The sequence below is a fragment of the Leptolyngbya sp. AN02str genome, assembly GCF_050565595.1.
Classification (GTDB): Bacteria; Cyanobacteriota; Cyanobacteriia; order Elainellales; family Elainellaceae; genus Kaiparowitsia.
The window spans coordinates 24479-42660 of sequence record NZ_JBNXVR010000044.1 but is presented as its reverse complement, the minus strand read 5'-3'; the positions used below and the strand labels follow the sequence as shown (position 1 = coordinate 42660).

General features: G+C 53.0%; 19 protein-coding genes. 9 read left to right on the top strand and 10 right to left on the bottom strand.

Features of this window, described 5'->3' with window-relative positions; translation table 11 throughout:
- Positions 1 to 113 precede the first annotated feature (113 nt).
- Complete coding sequence (locus tag ACQ4M4_RS23815) at positions 114 to 602, top strand: hypothetical protein (protein WP_430686969.1); 489 nt, start codon at positions 114 to 116, stop codon at positions 600 to 602.
- On the opposite strand, the gene ACQ4M4_RS23810 is transcribed toward ACQ4M4_RS23815, so the two are convergent.
- The 5 genes from ACQ4M4_RS23810 to hpsJ-B form a co-directional block, all read right to left on the bottom strand.
- Positions 599 to 1393: a 16S rRNA (uracil(1498)-N(3))-methyltransferase gene (locus ACQ4M4_RS23810; RefSeq protein ID WP_430686968.1), complete on the bottom strand. Its 795-nt coding sequence runs from the start codon at positions 1391 to 1393 to the stop codon at positions 599 to 601. The genes ACQ4M4_RS23815 and ACQ4M4_RS23810 overlap by 4 nt on opposite strands.
- A gap of 36 nt (positions 1394 to 1429) precedes the next feature.
- Complete coding sequence (gene ftsY, locus ACQ4M4_RS23805; RefSeq protein WP_430686967.1) at positions 1430 to 3244, bottom strand: signal recognition particle-docking protein FtsY; 1815 nt, start codon at positions 3242 to 3244, stop codon at positions 1430 to 1432.
- 54 nt (positions 3245 to 3298) lie between these two features.
- Positions 3299 to 3931, bottom strand: a complete 633-nt coding sequence (gene nusB / locus ACQ4M4_RS23800; RefSeq protein WP_430686966.1) for a transcription antitermination factor NusB — start codon at positions 3929 to 3931, stop codon at positions 3299 to 3301.
- 162 nt (positions 3932 to 4093) lie between these two features.
- Entirely contained in the window at positions 4094 to 4855 is a 762-nt protein-coding gene (locus ACQ4M4_RS23795) for a DUF502 domain-containing protein (protein WP_430686965.1), read from the bottom strand.
- Positions 4856 to 5645: 790 nt separating this feature from the next.
- Complete coding sequence (gene hpsJ-B / locus ACQ4M4_RS23790) at positions 5646 to 6431, bottom strand: hormogonium polysaccharide biosynthesis protein HpsJ (RefSeq protein ID WP_430686964.1); 786 nt, start codon at positions 6429 to 6431, stop codon at positions 5646 to 5648.
- A gap of 314 nt (positions 6432 to 6745) precedes the next feature.
- On the opposite strand from hpsJ-B, the gene pgl reads away from it, so the two are divergent.
- The 7 genes from pgl to ACQ4M4_RS23755 all read left to right on the top strand — a co-directional run bounded on the left by pgl (position 6746) and on the right by ACQ4M4_RS23755 (position 13550).
- A complete protein-coding gene (gene pgl / locus ACQ4M4_RS23785) occupies positions 6746 to 7468 on the top strand; it encodes a 6-phosphogluconolactonase (protein WP_430686963.1) in 723 nt (240 codons plus the stop codon).
- Between the two features lie 189 nt (positions 7469 to 7657).
- Complete coding sequence (locus tag ACQ4M4_RS23780; protein WP_430686962.1) at positions 7658 to 8458, top strand: FHA domain-containing protein; 801 nt, start codon at positions 7658 to 7660, stop codon at positions 8456 to 8458.
- A gap of 213 nt (positions 8459 to 8671) precedes the next feature.
- Complete coding sequence (locus tag ACQ4M4_RS23775) at positions 8672 to 10111, top strand: protein kinase domain-containing protein (RefSeq protein ID WP_430686961.1); 1440 nt, start codon at positions 8672 to 8674, stop codon at positions 10109 to 10111.
- 191 nt (positions 10112 to 10302) lie between these two features.
- On the top strand, positions 10303 to 11043 hold the full coding sequence (locus ACQ4M4_RS23770) for a M50 family metallopeptidase (protein ID WP_430686960.1): 741 nt from the start codon (positions 10303 to 10305) through the stop codon (positions 11041 to 11043).
- 99 nt (positions 11044 to 11142) lie between these two features.
- A complete protein-coding gene (gene rsmI / locus ACQ4M4_RS23765; RefSeq protein ID WP_430686959.1) occupies positions 11143 to 11976 on the top strand; it encodes a 16S rRNA (cytidine(1402)-2'-O)-methyltransferase in 834 nt (277 codons plus the stop codon).
- Positions 11977 to 12078: 102 nt separating this feature from the next.
- Complete coding sequence (locus ACQ4M4_RS23760; RefSeq protein ID WP_430686958.1) at positions 12079 to 13020, top strand: histone deacetylase family protein; 942 nt, start codon at positions 12079 to 12081, stop codon at positions 13018 to 13020.
- Between the two features lie 257 nt (positions 13021 to 13277).
- On the top strand, positions 13278 to 13550 hold the full coding sequence (locus ACQ4M4_RS23755; RefSeq protein ID WP_430686957.1) for a DUF2470 domain-containing protein: 273 nt from the start codon (positions 13278 to 13280) through the stop codon (positions 13548 to 13550).
- Positions 13551 to 13709: 159 nt separating this feature from the next.
- On the opposite strand, the gene ACQ4M4_RS23750 is transcribed toward ACQ4M4_RS23755, so the two are convergent.
- Both ACQ4M4_RS23750 and ACQ4M4_RS23745 read right to left on the bottom strand, forming a co-directional pair.
- Positions 13710 to 14063 carry a (2Fe-2S) ferredoxin domain-containing protein gene (locus tag ACQ4M4_RS23750; protein WP_430686956.1) on the bottom strand — a complete coding sequence of 118 codons (354 nt, stop codon included), beginning with the start codon at positions 14061 to 14063 and terminating at the stop codon, positions 13710 to 13712.
- A gap of 58 nt (positions 14064 to 14121) precedes the next feature.
- Positions 14122 to 14640 carry a 2TM domain-containing protein gene (locus ACQ4M4_RS23745; protein ID WP_430686955.1) on the bottom strand — a complete coding sequence of 173 codons (519 nt, stop codon included), beginning with the start codon at positions 14638 to 14640 and terminating at the stop codon, positions 14122 to 14124.
- Between the two features lie 688 nt (positions 14641 to 15328).
- On the opposite strand from ACQ4M4_RS23745, the gene ACQ4M4_RS23740 reads away from it, so the two are divergent.
- Positions 15329 to 15805 (top strand): hypothetical protein, encoded by a 477-nt coding sequence (locus tag ACQ4M4_RS23740; RefSeq protein WP_430686954.1) that lies wholly within the window; start codon positions 15329 to 15331, stop codon positions 15803 to 15805.
- A gap of 250 nt (positions 15806 to 16055) precedes the next feature.
- Here the strand turns inward: ACQ4M4_RS23740 and ACQ4M4_RS23735 are convergent, their stop codons facing one another.
- From ACQ4M4_RS23735 to ACQ4M4_RS23725, 3 genes are all read right to left on the bottom strand, one after another.
- Positions 16056 to 17225 carry a pyridoxal phosphate-dependent aminotransferase gene (locus ACQ4M4_RS23735; protein ID WP_430686953.1) on the bottom strand — a complete coding sequence of 390 codons (1170 nt, stop codon included), beginning with the start codon at positions 17223 to 17225 and terminating at the stop codon, positions 16056 to 16058.
- A gap of 347 nt (positions 17226 to 17572) precedes the next feature.
- Positions 17573 to 17716 carry a hypothetical protein gene (locus ACQ4M4_RS23730; protein ID WP_430686952.1) on the bottom strand — a complete coding sequence of 48 codons (144 nt, stop codon included), beginning with the start codon at positions 17714 to 17716 and terminating at the stop codon, positions 17573 to 17575.
- A 10-nt stretch (positions 17717 to 17726) separates the two neighbouring features.
- The gene (locus ACQ4M4_RS23725) at positions 17727 to 17954 is read right to left on the bottom strand and encodes a hypothetical protein (RefSeq protein WP_430686951.1); all 228 of its coding nucleotides are present in this window, start codon (positions 17952 to 17954) and stop codon (positions 17727 to 17729) included.
- Positions 17955 to 18182: the final 228 nt, after the last annotated feature.

The following is an 18182-nucleotide window of genomic DNA, read 5'->3' as shown; positions in this document are numbered from 1 at the left end:
ACAAGTTTTAACAATCGGTGAGATGCGCGATATGGCATCCTGCTGAAGAGGGTTATGACTGGCAGTTTTGCCGATCTGTAAGGCTAGTTTTTGCTTTAGGAGCGATCGCAATAATGGGTTTAATCAAAAAGTTACTTGGTGGACTGTTCGCCTTCGTGGGCGGATTGTTTGGTGGCCTGGCCAAAGTTGCTGGCCTGGGCAAAAAATCAGAATATTTTCTAGAAGCAGAGCCCGCACCTGCGTCGGCTGCCAAGTCGGCAGATGCTAAGCCTGCAGGCGTGACTGTCAACGCCGCTAGCAAGGTGGATGCTCCAGCGCGGACTCAAGAGGCGTTGGTGCAGGCGGTTGCTGCCGATCTCAAAGTTGATCTGCAAAATGACAGCAATGGCAAAAAAGATGCCACACTCAATGCGGCAGCGGCTGACAAGCCTGTTGTTGCGCCTTCCAAGGTGCCAACAGTCAAAGCTTCGGTTGAAGATGGGGTCAAAACATTTGCTCCTGAGTTTTTGATTTCGAGCAACACGCGCTCTAGCCGTCGTCGTCCCGGCCCCAGCCTCAATCCGTTCTTGGATATGGCAAAGCAAATGAAGCCCCAGGGCTAGTCTGCTGAAGCCGAAGGAGCAATCCGATTGGCATCTGTTGCGATGGCTTCGTAAGAAGCCGCCACCAGCGCTGCCGCCACCATGGGAGCTGTGACAGCTCGCAAAATGCGGCGGCCTAGGGAAACCGACCGATATCCAGTGCTGTGGGCAGCTTGAATTTCATAATCAGTCCATCCCCCTTCTGGCCCAGTGGCGATCGCCACCGTCTGCAAGGGGGTTTTTTGTTGCTGCTGGTTCAAAAAGGTGGGGTTCAAGCAGGTGAGCAGGTGGGGCACATCGCCCCGCGCCACACACATGTATCCCGCTACCGAAGGCACCGACCAATGCTCCAACCCGGCTTTCCACGCCATCGGCTCATGCATGGTGGGGATCATCAGTCGTTCGCTCTGCTCTGCCGCTTCTTGGGCGATACGCTGCCATCGTTCTACTTTTTTGGGGCTGGGCTGAAGCAAGGTGCGATCGCTCACTACAGGAACAATTGCCGCGACTCCCAGCTCGGTACATTGGCGCACAATATCGTCCATGCCGTTTCCCTTGGGCATGGACACCAGCATCACCAACTCAACGGGCAATTCCGTTTGCGCTGGGATTACCTCTAGCAAACGAGCGCTCGTTGCAGTCACCAGTTCCGATAGCCACCACTGGTAGCCATCCATCACAATAAAGCCATCGCCAACTCCTAGCCGCAGCACCCGCAACAGGTAGCGTTGCTGTGCCGCCGTTAGGTGCACCAAGGGCGGCTCTAGCTGATGGGGAGCGATCGCAACGCGTTGCAAGTGCTTATAGTCCACCACCGTCTCCCATCGGCTCAGCCGACCCCTCAATCGTTAACCACTCAGCAGCGCTTCGATAAACTCATAGCTAGAGAATGGCCGCAAGTCTTCAATCCCTTCTCCCGCGCCAATAAAGCGAATGGGCAAACCAAGCTGCTGCACCACAGCCAGCGCAATTCCTCCCTTGGCGGTACCGTCCAGTTTGGTTAACACCACCCCGCTTAACTGGGCCGCTTCAGAAAACACCTCGGCTTGCCGCAGGCCGTTTTGCCCCAACGTGGCATCCAGCACCAGCAGCGACTCCACCTTTGCGCCAGGGGCTTTTTTATCAATAATGCGACGAACCTTGGCCAGCTCGTCCATCAGGTTTTTCTTGTTTTGCAAACGGCCAGCAGTGTCGATCAGCAACAGTTCGGTATTGCGAGCTTGGGCTGCTGTAATTGCATCAAACACCACCGCAGCGGGATCAGTATTTTTGCCAGGGTTAGCAATGACTTCGACGCTGCTGCGCTCACCCCACACCTTGACCTGCTGCACCGCTGCCGCCCGAAATGTATCCGCCGCGCCAATCAAAGTGCGATAACCCGACTTTGTCGCAATATGAGCGATTTTACCAATGGTTGTGGTTTTGCCCGCGCCATTCACTCCCGTCATGAGCCAAATGTTGAGGGTATCTTTTTCGGGAGCAAAGGTGGGATCATGGGGTTTGCCTCCGGGGTTATCCAGCATGTTGCGCAAAATTTGCTTCAGATAGGCAATCGCCTCTTCGGGTGGCAGCGCTTCCTGACGCAGTTTTTCTTGCAGCGACTCAATGATGAAATCGGTCGCTTCTACTCCCACATCTGCCTGCAAGAGTAGAGACTCAATCTCCATCACCGCTTCTTGGTTCAGCGGCCCTTGCCCCACGATCGCCCGCAGTTGGTTAATCAGATTACGGCGGGTCTTGTCGAGGCCCTGCCGGAGACGCTTCAGCCAGGTAATTTCTTCCAGGTCAACCTGATCGGCTCGTCGGCCCTGTGCTGCCAGCACTCGCGCTGACCAGAGAAAACTCTCATCCAAGTCTTCGTCGGCCACGACATTCGTGGTCTGGGCTGCGATCGGTTCTGGCTCCTCTACGGCTTCGGCTTTGAGTCTATCCAGTCGCTCTTGCCGTTCGGCTTCGGCTCGTGCCCACAGGGGCAAGGCGGGCGCGGCCTCGGGCGCGGCCTCTACTTCGGCGGCTGGTTCTGGGGCTACCGTTGGTTCTGTGGGATCGGGCTCAGCTACCTCAGGGGCAACTGCCGCAACCGACGGTTCTGGCGACACAATCTCTTGCTCTGGCACTACCTCAGTGCGATCGCTTTCCACAGCCGGAGCCTCCGCCACGGACTCTGTCGCGGTTTCAACTGCCAAATCCTCAACTGCTGACTCCTCAGCCGTTGCGCCGACAGGCTCAACCGCTACGGGCTCAACCTCTTCTATGGGCGCACTCTCAGCAGTCGGCTCCTCTGCCGCAGTGACCTCTGGCACGACTTCAGGCTCAGAAGGCTCAGCTGCAGGATTCTCTGGCGCAGGTTCTACTGGCGCAGGTTCTACCACTGGGGCGATCGCCTCAATCTCAGCTGGTTCGGCAACTGCGGCTGCGTCCGATGCAGGAGTTTCAGCCGTTGACTCAGCGGCTGACTCAGCGGCGGGTTCCTCTGTTTGGGTAGCCGCCTTCTGCTTTTGAATATTTTGGTAGGCTGCTTTGGCCCAGCTCAAGTAGTCTTCTGCCGAGGCAGGAGCCTCTTCGGCGGCTTTCGCATCGGCAGCCGCATCCGCAGCAGATTGAGTGCTTGCATCTTGGCGAGTGGGCTCAGCCTGGGAGCGATTAAACCAGTTAAATGACATCGCGCTTGCGTAGAAGGGCTATTTCAAAGGTACAAAAATTTTGAGGCGTGGAACCTACAGGGCTGGAGTTTCAGCCTGATTGCGCGCATCATTCACTCGACGCAGCACTCCGTTAATGAAACGGTGCCCGTCTTCGCCGCTGTACTTTTTCGCAAGTTCTACGGCTTCATTGATGGCCACTTTGTCGGGAATGTTGACAAAAATGATTTCCGTCAGAGCAATTCGCAAAATATCTTGATCGATGCGGGCCAACCGATGCAACTGCCAGTCAACCATATGCTGCGAGAGCAAATCATCAACATATTGGTAATGGGTAAGCGCCGTTTGCAGCAAGCCCATCGCGTATTCGCGCACCTCTTTTTGGTTGGCGAGGTGAATAAACTCTGGCATTTCCAGAGCGTTGCCCAAGCGGTTAATGGCCGCTTGGGTCAGGTTGATGGCATCTTGCACCATGGTTTTGGCGCTTTGCAAATCGGGGGCGTTGGTTTCACTTTTAAGCAGGCGATCGCTCCCCCGGTCAAGCTCTGCCGCTGCCGTTTCTAGCGTATCTTGCGCTTCGGTGGTTAGCGTGCGAATTGCCGCCAGCAAAATTTCCTGTAGCTGTTGAATATCAACTCGTTCCGAGCCAGTTTTAATTTGGCTCAGGCTCAAGAGCGCGAGTTCGCGGGCAATTCGTCGAGCTTGCATAGCGATGTAACCTGCAATAGAGCAAACCTTATTTTAGTGTAGATAGGGCTTTAGGATAAGCACATGTCCGTCTGTTCTGGCCGTGGTTCTGCGAGATGAAGGCGATCGCACTCAACACGGCGATCGCGGTTTCTCCGCAACAGGCCAGCCTCTGTGCAAAACTTAGGCGTCTTCTTCCTGCATGAGCGAATAGGCTTGCCGCTTAATATCCACAACTGGCGGCTGCTCCAACGACGAATCTAGTAGCAATCCCTCGTACTTGACTGAAGGAAGAGCGCTGCTAATGCTAGGGCCAACGATCCCGCCCGAAATCACCACCTTAAACGCCTCTTCAACCGACATCGAAAGGGCAATCACCTCGCTTTCGGGGGCGATCGCATACCAACCCGTGGTTGGGTTTGGCGTAGTTGGAATGAACAAATTCAACATCTGGCCCGAAAGCTGAGCCGTTGCATCGGCGGCAAAGGTGCCTGTTACAAAGGCAACTGCCCATATGCCCTTGCGAGGATATTCAACCAGCACAACCCGGCGAAACTTGCCGCTTGTATCTCGCAGCAAGGTTTCCAGCAGTTGCTTTAGAGTTTTGTATACCGAACCCGCCAGGGGAATCGCTTGCAACAGCCGCTCACCCAGATTGAGCAACCACTGTCCGGCAATGTTGCGAGCCATCAGGCCCATGATCAAAATGAGCGTGAGCGGAACAGCCAACCCAATCAGCAGGTTGAGCAAATCTCCCAACAAAGGGTTGAGGTCGTTAAAAGGATTGATTTGCTTGGGAATGCGGGTCAAAAAGTTGACAACCCACGTTGCCAGCGTAAATGTGAGCCAGATTGTAGTAGCTAGGGGAATGACCACCAATAGACCTGCAATCAGGTCATTTTTCAGGTCATGCTTCAGCCGTTGAATTAGAGACAACCTAACCACCCTCTTTTCATAAACCTAACCACCCGTTTTATTGGGTTCGATGCTACCGACTCATCCATTTGACGAGGTTGGAAAACATTTCAGGCCGTGCTGGTCAATCCCAAACACATGGATGCTTGAATCTCCAATCTACCAGTTTGCTTTTCCCTTTTACGGGAATCGGGATCATTCATCAACCTGCTTTTGGCGCTTAGCACGGCCAACTGCGGACCCGCGATACCGTTAAGAAATGTTTCAATTATAGCGTTTGCGATCGCATTTTTTATGCTCAAACAAATACCGCACCCTAAAAGCCAGTCTTACTCGTATCGTAGACAACATTTTGCCCTGATCTCCGCGCTTGGCGCAACTCTGGCCAGCTGAACCTGGCACGTTCCATGGTTGTGTGGCAACATCCCTGCTGCGGAAACGTTTCAACCTGCGAGCACCCAGACTAAAACTATGCCAAGGGCAAGGGGCGATCGCCACCCATCATTCCCGCCAAGCTTCATCCCAAGCTGTTGTTCTAAACCAGCTGTTGTTCTAAACCGTTGTTCCAAAGCGCTTGATGACCCATCGCGCTTCTACAGGAATGGGTCATTTCTGCCAATTCAGCGTTTCAGCAGCAGCATGAACCCACATTGATGGCTCACATCTCGATCAAACTGGTTAGCAAAACGAGTTCGCGAAACGAGTAATCTAACTCAGTAGATTTGGGAAGCCGCAAAGCCTTGAAAAGACTTGACTTATCAGGGTTCGATCGATTTCAATTCGATCAAACCCTGATTGAGCAAATCCTGTGTGACAGCCCCTAGGGCTGGCCAACCAAGCGCAGGGCCGTCCAACCGATGATGATGTACCCGATTGCCAGTAGCAAACTCGTCAACCCAATTCGCAGTCCCGATTTCAACGATTCGGTTGCCGCTTCTTCGCGGGCTTGTTCTTGTCGAGTTTGGATTTGGGTTTCGGCTTGAGCACGGCTTTGCTGAGCCCGCTCCTGCAAAAACGGCTCTAGAGAATCGGGATTTTCACGAAAATCGCGGACTAGATTGGCCTGCTCTTGGGTGATGAGATTGGCGGCGATCGCTTCATCGAGCTGATCATCCGGTGCAGCAATCAACTGTTCAATTTGAGCCCGTTGGCGTTCCACCTCAGCGTTGAGCTGTTGATCGAGCTGGGTTTGGGCTTGCTCGGCCTCTTGGGTTACCCGCTCTTGCACGGCCTGGTTGCTGGCGCGCACATTATTCAAATGAAAGGGAAACAACAACAGATACGTTAACCCCAAAATGCTGGCAATCACTGCCGCCCAAAACCGTATCGTGGCGTAGCGCGGACGCTCGTTGCGCGTAGGCTCCAAAAAGGTTTCGACCCAATATCCAGCAAACAGTAGCCCCAGTCCCACCAAAGGCACCAATCCCCGATCCACAATTTGGGTGGTAAAGGCCAATTGCCAAGCCCGCTCTCCCCACTGGTACGGAATCGGCAGAATGATCATGTCAAGCAACGCCGCCAAAAAGATGATGATGCCAGCGACCATCATCACGCGGGATGCAAGAAACGCTGCCGTTGGGTTGCTGGTGGGTTTTGAGGAAATCATAGGGGGGGTCACGTCGTGAAGTATCTAAGCTGAGAATGGTAAAAACTGAACAGCGGAACTTAGCGCTCAGGTTTAGCACTGACAGCCCAATGCTCAATTAAACACTAAGGTGGGAGTTCTGCCCAGAATCTTTGGCCGGAACTTGGCGATGCTCTGCACGGCTCTGGATGTTTGTCGTGGTCACAGCATTCTTGTCGTGGTTCCCGCGCAAACGGTTCCTTAGAAAATGATTAGATTCTGGCGATCGCCCCATAGCTGGCCTCTAAAGTGCAAGGGAGCAGATGTGATGTGCAAGCTAGCAAGGCAAAGGTGCAATGAATCGACAAGTAGAAGTATTGGCAGATGTAAATGCGATTGTGGCGCGATCGCTGGCGCTCATTTTAGAGCGGGCTCATCAGGCTATTGCAGAGCGAGGTCAATTCACCATTGCCCTGGCGGGTGGCAGCACCCCCAAGCCCTTGTATGAGGCGATCGCTCAGCAGCCATTGCCCTGGGAGCAGGTGCATGTGTTTTGGGGAGATGAACGCTACGTTCCCCCTACCCATTCCGACAGCAACGAGGGCATGGCCCGCCGCGCCTGGCTTGACCATGTGCCCATGCCTGCGACGAACATTCACCCGATGCCAACCCAGGCTGCCGATCCGGCGATCGCCGCTCAGCAGTATGATCAAGAACTTCGAGATGTCTTTCAGGTGCAACCGGGAGAGTTTCCTGCATTGGATGTGGTGCTGTTGGGCATGGGCGACGATGGCCACACGGCATCTTTGTTTCCCCATACCGATGCGCTGGCAGTGCGCGATCGCCTCATCACCGTGGGCAACAAAGATGGTCAACCGCGCCTTACCTTTACGGCACCCTTCATTAACCACGCCCGCAGCGTCTTCTTCTTAGTGGCGGGAGCAAATAAGCAAACGGCCCTGGCCCATGTTTTTTCCGAAACCGCCAATGATGAGGACTATCCTGCCCGTATGATTCGTCCTCAGGGAGAGCTGTGGTGGCTGCTCGATGAGGCCGCAGGAGTGAAACAAGGGGTATAACCCTCTGCCGACATTCGCTGAAGCATCGCCTAGGATATAAAGAGCCCAAATAACGGTGCTTCAGCATTTCTCGTTCTGCCGACCGTACAAGGCTGAAAGAATTATGACAGCACGTTAAATTTAGACACTTACAATAGCTCCTCTCGTACGATGGCGTTGGTAGAGTTACTGTAGGTCAAGGACTTTTCAATGATTGTTTGCCCGAATTGCAACCACCAAAACCCCGATGGAGCGGTTCAGTGCGAAGCATGCTATACCCCATTACCAAGCATGATGGCATGCCCAAACTGTGGTGCAAAAGTTCAATCCGATGCGAGTTTTTGTGGGCAGTGTGGCACCAATTTGCGGGCTGGAGCCTCTCCGGTGCCTGAGCCTGCCGCCGCAACTCCTACCAGTGCTCCCGAATTTGCCATTCCCGATTTGCCCTTGCCCGAGCCGCTGATTGCGCCCGAGCCGCTGGTGGTTGAGGCTCAGGCTTCTGGGATAGAACCAGGCCCCGGCTTTAGCACCAGCGATGTGCCAGAGATCCCCACGGCTAGTAGCGGCGTGCCAACCCCAGCGATCGCCCCTCAGACGGCTGCCCCTAATGTTGTGCCGCCAGCCGTGACTCTGCCAGGGCCTCAAGTGCCGCCAACAGCTCCTAGCTCGACTCAACTGCAAACCCAATCGGCCAAGCTTTTGCATGTGCAGACCAATTCGTTGATTGAGTTACCCCAGCAACTGTCGGTAATTCATATTGGCAAGCCCAACGATCGCATTCCCCCCGATGTAGATGTGTCCGGCTTTCCCAGCTCCGAAATTGTGTCGCGAGTGCATGCTGATATTCGGGTGGAAAGCGATGCATTCTATATTGAGGATGTGGGTAGCTCGAACGGAACCTACATCAACAATATGCCGCTGCCAAAGGGCAATCGCCATCGCCTTCGAACGGGCGATCGCATCGCGTTGGGCAAAGGCGATAAGGTAACGTTTTTGTTTCAACTATCGTGAAGGGTCTGCCACAGCCTATACTGCATAGTTCAGAAAACCGTTGCTCGACTCAAGACTGTTGTTTCCCCTTGCAAGTTGTTTCTCCTAACAAACGAATAGCCTGACGAAAGTTGTGGTTACGTTTTGGGCGAAGCAGCCTAGGATTAGGAAAAGCCTTATCGTTATGCGATCGCATTTTGTCTCATTTCTACTATTCAATTTTCACTCTTCAGTGTGATTACCCTATCGCTTCTGCATCCGATTAAACAGAGTCCAGTTCAAGTCTGGACCTTTCAGAATGAGTCGGTGATCCGCATTGGGCGTTCAACCGATAACCACGTCATTCTGTATAGCGCGGTGGTTTCTCGACATCATGTCGAATTGCGGCGTGTTGGTTCTGATTGGGAAATCGTGAACTTGGGCACAAATGGTACGTACCTGGATGGCAAACGAATCACGCAGGTTGCACTTGCCGATGGGGCTGTTATTCGCCTCGCTCGTTCCGGGCCAAATATCAAAATTCGACTTGGGGCAGAGCCGCCGATCGACTTGGCTGATGCTGCAACGGGCGATCGCCCTGCTGCGCAACGAGTCGATCCATCCAACTATTCCACTGAAATCAACGAAAAAAGTATTGGCACACCTGCCATATCGGGAATCTTTGCCGGAGAAGCCAACGCTTCACCTCAAGCAAAAGGCATCATTCCGGTTCCACCGCACCTTCGCATTGCAGCACTGGATGAGCTAGATAGCGCTGAGCGAGTCTTGTTTGGCGAGACCTCGCAGGATGTGCCATCACATGGGAGTGGAGGTCAACGGGGCGATCGCTGTCAGCATCCCCGAGGTGGCGATCTGTTTTGTGTGGACTGCGGACAACCGCTCAACCCGCTGGAAGTGGTGGGAGAGTATCAACTGCTGCGGTGCTTGGGCGAGGGGGAAATTGGGGTGACTTACCATGCATGGCGCGCTGGCGAAACCGTTGCTGTAAAAACGCTGAATGCCGCATGGGCTAAGGTCTCTGAGGCGCACGCTGCATTGGAGTGCGAGGCCGAAACACTACGCCAGCTCAACCATCCCCAAATTCCTAAGCTGTTAGATTTTTTTTTCGCCAATGGTCAGCCCTATTTGGTAATGGAGCTAGCCCGTGGGCAAGATTTGGCCAGCTATATTCGTGCTTTGGGCACCATCACGCTAGATCGGGCGATCGCATGGGCCTGCGAAATCTGCCAATTGTTGGGGTTTATTCATAGCTTTACACCACCGATTTTGCATCGCGATGTGCAGCCCAAAAACCTGATCTATCAACCTGATGCTCCTCCGGGGGCATCGTTTAGTTTGGTGGATTTTGGTGCGGTCAAGTCCGTTATTTTAGAGCGGGCTGCACCCACTACCCTCACAGGCTATGAAGCACCTGAACGTTTGAGCTTGGATGCAACTCCTGCTGCCGATTTATATGCGATCGCACCAATTCTTACGTACCTGTTGACGGGGCAAAACCCTGTCTATTTTTATGCCGAAGAGTTGGGCCAGCGACGATTTCGCGCCACTAGTGTGTTTGGGCTGCCTCCCCAGCTAGTAGCCATTCTAGAAACCTTGACCGACCCACACCCCGCAGCACGCTACCAATCGGCTCAAGAGGTCATGACGGCTTTACATCAATTCAGCGTGGTCTAGAAGCCATCTCCTCTTCCAGCGCAAAACCGCTGAAGCTTCCGGCAATCTGTTGATAACGATGATGATGACGAACCTCATCCTATAGGCCATGACCTTTGACATCCTGCCAACGGATGGGTGCAGACGCTAGAGTTGGTAAAGCTGGATCGTGTAGACCGTGATTGCTTGAACCGTTACTGCGTGAACTATTCATGAGCAAACTGTGGGATGACAATGACTTGGGATTACCACCCAACGATGCCGAACAGATTGGGTTGAGGTGGCTGGTGGCTGCTGCGATCGCCACAATTTTGCTGTGGCAAATTCCGCTAGGCGACTACATTCTCTACCCATTTAGCATTTTGGCCACCTGGTTTCACGAAATGGGCCATGGCATCACCGCGCTCGTGTTAGGTGGAAATTTCCATCAGCTGCAAATTTTCCCCAACGGGTCAGGATTTGCCACCCATAGCGGTGTGCGGTTTCTAGGCCCTATTGGTCGGGCGTTAGTAGCCATGGGTGGCCCCATGGGACCGCCCATGGCGGGCGCTGCGTTTATTTTGGCGTCGCGGCATCGGCGTTCGGCTCGGTGGAGCCTCATCTTTTTGGGGCTGTTTTTGTTGATCTCCACTCTGATTTGGGTGCGATCGCTGTTTGGGTTTGTGGCAATTCCGGCCTTGGGCGTGGCCATTTTGTGGATAGGCACTTCGGCTTCGCGTTGGCTGCAATGTTTCGGCATCCAGTTTTTGGGCTTGCAAGCGTGCATCAGCACCTATCATCAATTGGACTACCTGTTCATGGGGCAGGCCTTTATTGGGGGGCAGCTCGTGGTTTCGGACTCGGGGCAAATTGCCCAAAATTTGCTGTTGCCCTACTGGTTTTGGGGTGGATTTATGGCGATCGCTTCTGCTCTGTTGCTTTACTGGAGCCTGCGCCTCGCTTACACCGACTAAACCAAAACTGCCTTAGCTAAAACTTGGGTTGGCTGGTGTTATCTCGCGCTTTTGCTCAAAACGTTTGTTTTCTACTGGTGCCGTCTAACGTTTGCTGTTATGCCGCTGTATATTGTTGCCACGCCCATCGGTAATCTCGAAGATATGACGTTTCGAGCCATTCGCATTTTGCAAGAAGCCGATGCGATCGCTGCCGAAGATACCCGCCATACCGGCAAACTGCTGCATCATTTTCAAATTTCCACTCCGCAAATTAGCTACCACGACCACAATCGCACCAGCCGCCTGCCTGAACTGTTAACCTTGCTCGAACAAGGCAAATCCGTTGCGCTGGTGAGCGATGCTGGCATGCCGGGGATTTCCGACCCAGGCTATGAGTTGGTGTGTGCCTGTGCCGAAGTGGGCATTGAGGTAATTCCCATTCCGGGGGCCAGCGCTGTCATTACCGCGCTGAGTGCTTCGGGGCTTCCTACCGATCGCTTTGTGTTTGAAGGCTTTTTGCCCACCAAGGGACAAGAACGGCGCGATCGCCTGGAGGCTATTGCCCAAGAATCCCGCACGGTTGTGATGTACGAAGCCCCCCATCGAGTGCGGCAAACCTTGGCCGATTTGCAGGAAACCGTTGGGGGCGATCGCGCGATCGTTTTAGCGCGAGAACTCACCAAACTGCACGAAGAATTTTGGCGCGGCACGGTGAACGACGCGATCGCCCACCACACCCAACGAGAACCCCAAGGCGAATTTACCCTGGTGCTGGCCGGAGCCGCGATCGCCGCACCTACCCTTTCCGAATCGGCTCTGATTGCCGAGCTAGAGCATTTGATCAAAAACGGCATGTCGCGATCGCAGGCCAGTCGCCAACTCGCCCACCAAACCTCACTGCCTCGTCGCCACTTGTATCAACTTGCCCTTGGTATTGCCGCAGAAGAATAAGCCACAAGACCCATTTCCTCTACCAGAAACCAAGCCCCGCTCCACAGCGATAAGATAAAGCCATCCCCACACCATCCGCCCCTTCTGCCCTACCGATCTCCCATGTTTCCGGTTTACTATTCCGATACCTTCCTTGAGCACGATACTGGCCGTTTCCATCCCGAAAATGCCGGACGGTTAGCGGCAGTCACCACCACCCTCAAGCAAGCCGCCTGGGCCAATCAAATCGAGTGGCGATCGCCGACCCCCATCGCATCGCAAGGAACCCGGCTCACCGACGCGCTTTATGCCATCCATCCCAAAAACTATGTGCAAGCGGTCGCCACGCTGGCCAACCACGGCGGCGGCCACATCGACCCCGATACCGTGGTGTCGCCCCGTTCGTATGATGCAGCCTTGCTGGCGGTGAGTGCGTGGCTGGATGGTGTGAACCAGGTCTTAGCTTCGGGCAATCCGGCTTTTGTATTAGCGCGGCCACCGGGACACCATGCCTTGCCGTCGCAGGGAATGGGGTTTTGCATTTTCTCGAATGCAGCGATCGCCGCCCACTATGCGCTGCAACAACCGGGAGTTCAGCGGGTTGCCATTCTGGATTGGGACGTTCACCATGGCAATGGTACCCAGGCCATTGTCGAAACCAATCCCAACATTGCCTTTTGTTCATTGCACGAATGGCCCCAGTACCCAGGCACCGGAGCCGCGCAAGATCAGGGTCAGCACAACACCGTACTCAATTTCCCCATGCCAGCAGGTAGCACCCTAGCAGACTACGAACCCATTTTTCGAGATAGAATTATTCCCTTCTTTCAAGCCTTTCAGCCCGACCTGCTGTTGGTGAGTGCAGGATACGATGCCAATCGGGCTGATCCACTCGCCAATATTTCTCTGCAACCATCGGACTATGGCGTGTTCACCGAGTACTGCCTGCGCCTCACTCGCCGAATTGTGTTTGGGTTAGAAGGAGGCTATGACTATGAGGCACTTGCTCAATCCATTGCAGCGACCATAGGCACGTGTCTAAGCGGGCTGGAAGTCTCCTGCTGAGCGATCGCCCAATCTCTACGCGATCGCGAGACTGCAATCGCATCTATCCAGGCACCACGGTTTGATGTTCCACGATTCATTCATTGTTTACTCAAGAGGCAGTTATGCAAACTCTAAAAGATATTATTAATGTCGTAATCATGTTTGTGTTGATTGCATTTATTGCGGCGAGTGTCATTCGCTTAACCGTGTACTTTTTGCAATCCTATGCTGTGATTTAAGCTAGTCTCAATTCATTCCATTGTTGATTCAACATTATGGCTGATACCCTAACTCCCGAAGTGAGCGATCGCATCTGCAAACATATGAACGAAGACCATGCAGATGCCGTACTCATGTACGCCAAAGTGTATGGCAATGTTGCCAGCGCAACCGCTGCTCACATGCTCAAAATTGACCCCGAAGGCATGGATTTGCAAGTGCAAACCGACACGCCCCAGACCGTTCGCATCCCGTTTGATCACACCTTGCAAGATTCGGAAGACGCCCACCAAACGCTGATCGCCATGGTGCGCTCTGCGCGCCAATAACGGTGGGGCTGGTGCAGTTAGGTTATTGATTGTGGGCAATCCCTGCGATCAATAACCCAAAACTTGAAAACTTGATGCAGAGAACGAAAGCTCTACACAGTTCATTTTCAGCGAATGGAGCAACCAAAAACCTTGATCCGCCGCGATCTCGCTCAAGGCTTATGCCGTTGGGTCGTAGTAGGCAGGACTGGGGGGATGAAAGCGGGGATGCAGCAAGTTGCGAACTGGGCGATCGCCTATCAAATGTTCCTCGACCAGTTTTGGAACATCCTTGACACGCACCCGGCAGTACCACACGTTGTCGGGGTTCACCTGCACCATTGGCCCAGAACCACATTGCCCCAAGCACGAACTTGCCTGAACAAATACTCCGTCGGGTGCTTGCTGTTGCAGCGATGCTAGTACATCTTCTGAGCCACTGCGCAAACACGAACGGTTTTGACACACGGAAACACAGCGTCGCTTAACGGTCGGATAAGACGATGAATCGGAAGCCACAGCTCGCTCGCCCATAAAACGGGGTTCTATAGCCTTATCCTAGCCAACGATGGGCTTTAGGGAGTGAGTAGTGCTACCGAATCCATCGCTGAAAGGAATTAAAAAAGTGATTTACCGAGCGTTGCAACATTCGCCGGCGCTGCCACTTCACAAACGCACGCTCGTAGCGATCGCCCTTCACCAAAAAGGTATTCCAACCATCCAGCGCAACAAACAAGCCCCAACCCACCGCCAGAAACGTTACAGCAGGAACGATACCGCCGCTGGTGAGCAAACTAAACACCAGCAAAAAGAAATTGACAATCAAATAACGGCTCAACCGATTGGTAAACCGTTGCTTGCGATGTTGCTCAAACAACATACGGTTTGACATATCGCGCTGCTGCACCGACCACTCTTGCTCGGCCAGCGCAATTTCATGATGGGAAATTCCCATCTCATCGGCAATCTCCAACAGCTGCGATCGCGACAGCTCTAATGTGCCATTCTCGGCTTGACGAGCGATCGCCAGCTTCAAAATTTCGTGCACATCTTCTTGGCTGTAGGATGGCGGATCGAGGTTGGGCATCGGCTCAACAGCAAACGCTTGCATCTTAATTATGGGGAATCTTATGGGCTTTTTCTATTGTTCAAGAAATGCAGAGTAAGAGCTACCGCAATCAGGTTCGGATATCCGCCGCCACAACAACAGGCTTGCTCATGCCCCAACAACGAGTGAGCAGGCACTCCGCACTGACCTTATGAGGTCAAACATCATGTCAGCCTGGGTTGACTTCCCACTCCCTTCAACGAGTGAGCAGGCACTCCGCACTGACCTTATGAGCCTAAAGCGGACTCTACCCTAGTTTTGATTGAACCTGATTTGCTTAGCCTAAAAAACTCACAAAAAACCATGATTTTATTGTGTTTATTTCTAACAAAAACTAAAGAGATATTAAGCGGCTTAAGCAACGCATTTACATACGCAGAGAAGGAATAGGTTTGGTTTTAGAAAATTGAACAGATTATTAAATAATCCCTATCATTCCCCAGCGATCTCACGAATCGCAGCTAGACCGGATACCCGTATAATGATTTCAAATTGATCCAGTATTCCTCAGTTTCAGCGTTCGGCTTTATTGAGCTAGCGATCGGGCATTTGTCAGATGGCTGTCACACTTGCCTACCCTCGCTGCTGTGGGGAAGATCCGCTATCCACTCGTGAGGTATTGCTCATGGAACGCAGTGAAACGACCACTAGGAGTGGGCGAAGAACCCGAAGTACAGCCAAGGAGGCAAAGGTGACCGAGACAAAAGACTCAACCGCAGAACAAGCCAAAACCGAAACTGCATCCAAAAGCGAAGGAAAATCTGAAGTGACAGCACTGACCGTTAAGCAAGCGCAAGAGTCTGGATTACAAATTACTGGTGGAGCAGACCGTCCCGTTGCTCCGGGCGCAATTGAAGTTGCCGAAAGCTTTACCTCTGCTGGTTTGCGACCCATTGCGGCCAGCCACCTCGATGTGTACGGAACGATCCTGAATGGTCGCCCCATCATGGCAAGCGACATTCGAGTTTTGGATACCACGACAATTCCTGGTAATCGTCCCGTGTTTGTCAGCAATATTGCCGTGCGAGAAGAGTTGACGCTACCCGGTGGCCGCCCCATCTTTGCTAGCAGTCATCAGCTCATGGATGCTCCTCTGTTGCCCGGTGGTCGCCCCATTGCCGATAACGACACCGACGATGCGGATTTGTTAATGGGTTATATCGACTAAGCACGCTACGTCTCAGCGTTTCATTGCAAAGCGCGTGATCGCAAAGCAAGCAATACGGATACTGAACGGTTCATCGATGCCAGCCCAAGTTGGGCGCTTGAACATTCCTTGAATATTCAAGGTGGGTGGGTTGAAGATGAATTGAAATAATTAGCTCCTCTAAAAACTAGAGGAGCTAATTTGTTTTATGAGGGCCGATTATTTCCCATGACCATCCTATATCTGGATCGATGCCAGCTCACTGATGGGGTTAGGAGGCGATCGCATGCAAAAAATTCGAGAGGCGCTCCATTCCTCTCTGAATGGTGTCCATATCGGTGGCATAGGACATGCGAATACAGTCATCTGCACCAAAGGCAATGCCCGGTACGGCGGCAACCTGCTGCTCGTCTAACAGGCGATCGCAAAACTCCAACGAGGTTAGACCAGTTGCCCCAATGCTGGGGAACATGTAAAACGCTCCATTGGGCTTGGGACACGTAATTCCCGGCATTGCATCAAAGCAGTTCAAGATGAACGCTCGACGCTCTGCAAAGGCTTCTACCATTTCTTGCACACAGTCTTGCGGGTGGCTGTAGGCTGCGATCGCTCCATATTGTGAAAACGTGCACACATTGGAGGTACTGTGTCCCTGAATTTTGGTTGCGGCCTTAATGATGGGCACTGGCCCCGCCAAAAAACCAACCCGCCAACCTGTCATGGCGTAGGTTTTGGCAAAACCACTGCTCACAATCGTGCGCTCGTAGGCTTCGGGGCTCACAGCACCCATGCTCAGGTGCTCGGCTCCGTCGTAGAGAATTTTTTCATAAATTTCATCGGCGACAACCCAAATGCCAGTCTCCTCAACAACTTTGGCGATCGCCCGCACTTCATCTGGCGTATACACCATCCCAGTTGGGTTCGAAGGTGAGTTGAATACAAAGAGTTTTGTTTTGGGGGTGATGGCTTGTTGGAGCTGATCAGGCGAGATTTTGAAGCCACTTTCTAGCGTCGTCGGCACAATAATTGGGGTTCCTTCTGCCAGCTTCACCATTTCGGGATAGCTCACCCAGTAGGGCGCGGGAATGATCACCTCATCACCAGGCTCAATCGTTGCCAGCATCAGGTTAAACAGCGACTGCTTGCCCCCGTTGGTCACGAGAATATTTTCGGGGCCGTAGCATAGGCTGTTATCGCGCTGAAGTTTTTGGGCGATCGCCTCGCGCAATTTCAGCTCTCCAGCGGCAGGGCCATAGCGGGTTTTTCCCTGATCTAGCGCTGTTTTTGCGGCTTCAACAATATGTTTTGGAGTGTCAAAATCGGGCTCGCCCGCGCTAAAGCTACAGACATCAATGCCATCCGCTTTCATAGCTTTGGCTTTGGCATCAATCGCCAAAGTCATCGACGGAGACACTTGCTCAACTCGCGCTGCCAATTTCATGGTTACCCCAACCGCTTCCAAAACAATGTTTAAACGCTACGGGTTTGAGGAATTGGTCATTCTCGCCAAGGCTTTGCCTGTCGTGCATTCCACGGCAGCCTCAAACACCGTATAGCTTAGAATAGCCTACCCTAGCGGCAAGCGAGCGTTTGAAAATGTCAGGCGATGTTTACATCTTGCAGTCGCGATCGCCTTCGGGGTTGATGGGTTAAGGGCGATCGCATCGGCTGAGCAGCCAGCCCAGCAATAGGGCAGGACAGAAACTTCTGGAGAGCCTTTGAAAACCTTCTGGAGAACTTCTAGAAACCTTCTAGAAAACTTTTGGAGAACTTCTGGAGCAACACGAGCTATTTTTTAAACCAAAAAGTGGGGGCTTGGTCCGAAAACTGGAGATAGGAAGGGCTAAGCTGGCCTGAAACCGTCGCCACCAAGCCAATGGCAATCAGCATTAAAACAGCAGTGACGAGCTTTTCGCTGCGGGTCGTCGTCATGGTAGGTTCCTCAACAAGGGGATGTCATGAGGGAAATATCATCAACCAATGTGAACGAACCTCGGCCAACGGCTCTCAACAGCCGATCAACTGAGAGCCGCTCTTCGTCGGTCAGCGTGTTGTGTAAGAGGGCAGTCATTAAGCCGTAGCGATCGGCTTGAGTAATAACTTTGGCATGGCTGACTTGAGCAAATAGCTCAGCGATCGCACCGGGGATAAGTGAAGCGTGGACAACCATGGGGACAATTCAGGAACTCGATGTCTTTAATATCGGGCTTTTGGCAAGGCAAGTAGGTGATTCTATAGGATGTGTTCGCGTGATTTTTTCAGACCGATAAGGTGATCTCTATCACATAATCAAAGATGGTCTCCACAGGCGATCGCGGCCAGTTGATCCCCAATCAGTCAAGCTGGAAAACCCGCCTTGCCAACCCGACGCTGAGAGCACCCACCAGACCGATAGATC

Coding starts and splice junctions, on each gene's coding strand:
- ACQ4M4_RS23780 (WP_430686962.1), top strand. CDS start 7,658: ATGATTGTTTGCCCGAATTGCAACCACCAAAACCCCGATGGAGCGGTT.
- hpsJ-B (WP_430686964.1), bottom strand. CDS start 6,431: ATGATTTCCTCAAAACCCACCAGCAACCCAACGGCAGCGTTTCTTGCA.
- ACQ4M4_RS23755 (WP_430686957.1), top strand. CDS start 13,278: ATGGCTGATACCCTAACTCCCGAAGTGAGCGATCGCATCTGCAAACAT.
- ACQ4M4_RS23760 (WP_430686958.1), top strand. CDS start 12,079: ATGTTTCCGGTTTACTATTCCGATACCTTCCTTGAGCACGATACTGGC.
- nusB (WP_430686966.1), bottom strand. CDS start 3,931: ATGCAAGCTCGACGAATTGCCCGCGAACTCGCGCTCTTGAGCCTGAGC.
- ACQ4M4_RS23815 (WP_430686969.1), top strand. CDS start 114: ATGGGTTTAATCAAAAAGTTACTTGGTGGACTGTTCGCCTTCGTGGGC.
- rsmI (WP_430686959.1), top strand. CDS start 11,143: ATGCCGCTGTATATTGTTGCCACGCCCATCGGTAATCTCGAAGATATG.
- ftsY (WP_430686967.1), bottom strand. CDS start 3,244: ATGTCATTTAACTGGTTTAATCGCTCCCAGGCTGAGCCCACTCGCCAA.
- pgl (WP_430686963.1), top strand. CDS start 6,746: ATGAATCGACAAGTAGAAGTATTGGCAGATGTAAATGCGATTGTGGCG.
- ACQ4M4_RS23730 (WP_430686952.1), bottom strand. CDS start 17,716: ATGACGACGACCCGCAGCGAAAAGCTCGTCACTGCTGTTTTAATGCTG.
- ACQ4M4_RS23770 (WP_430686960.1), top strand. CDS start 10,303: ATGAGCAAACTGTGGGATGACAATGACTTGGGATTACCACCCAACGAT.
- ACQ4M4_RS23745 (WP_430686955.1), bottom strand. CDS start 14,640: ATGCAAGCGTTTGCTGTTGAGCCGATGCCCAACCTCGATCCGCCATCC.
- ACQ4M4_RS23750 (WP_430686956.1), bottom strand. CDS start 14,063: ATGGGCGAGCGAGCTGTGGCTTCCGATTCATCGTCTTATCCGACCGTT.
- ACQ4M4_RS23725 (WP_430686951.1), bottom strand. CDS start 17,954: ATGGTTGTCCACGCTTCACTTATCCCCGGTGCGATCGCTGAGCTATTT.
- ACQ4M4_RS23735 (WP_430686953.1), bottom strand. CDS start 17,225: ATGAAATTGGCAGCGCGAGTTGAGCAAGTGTCTCCGTCGATGACTTTG.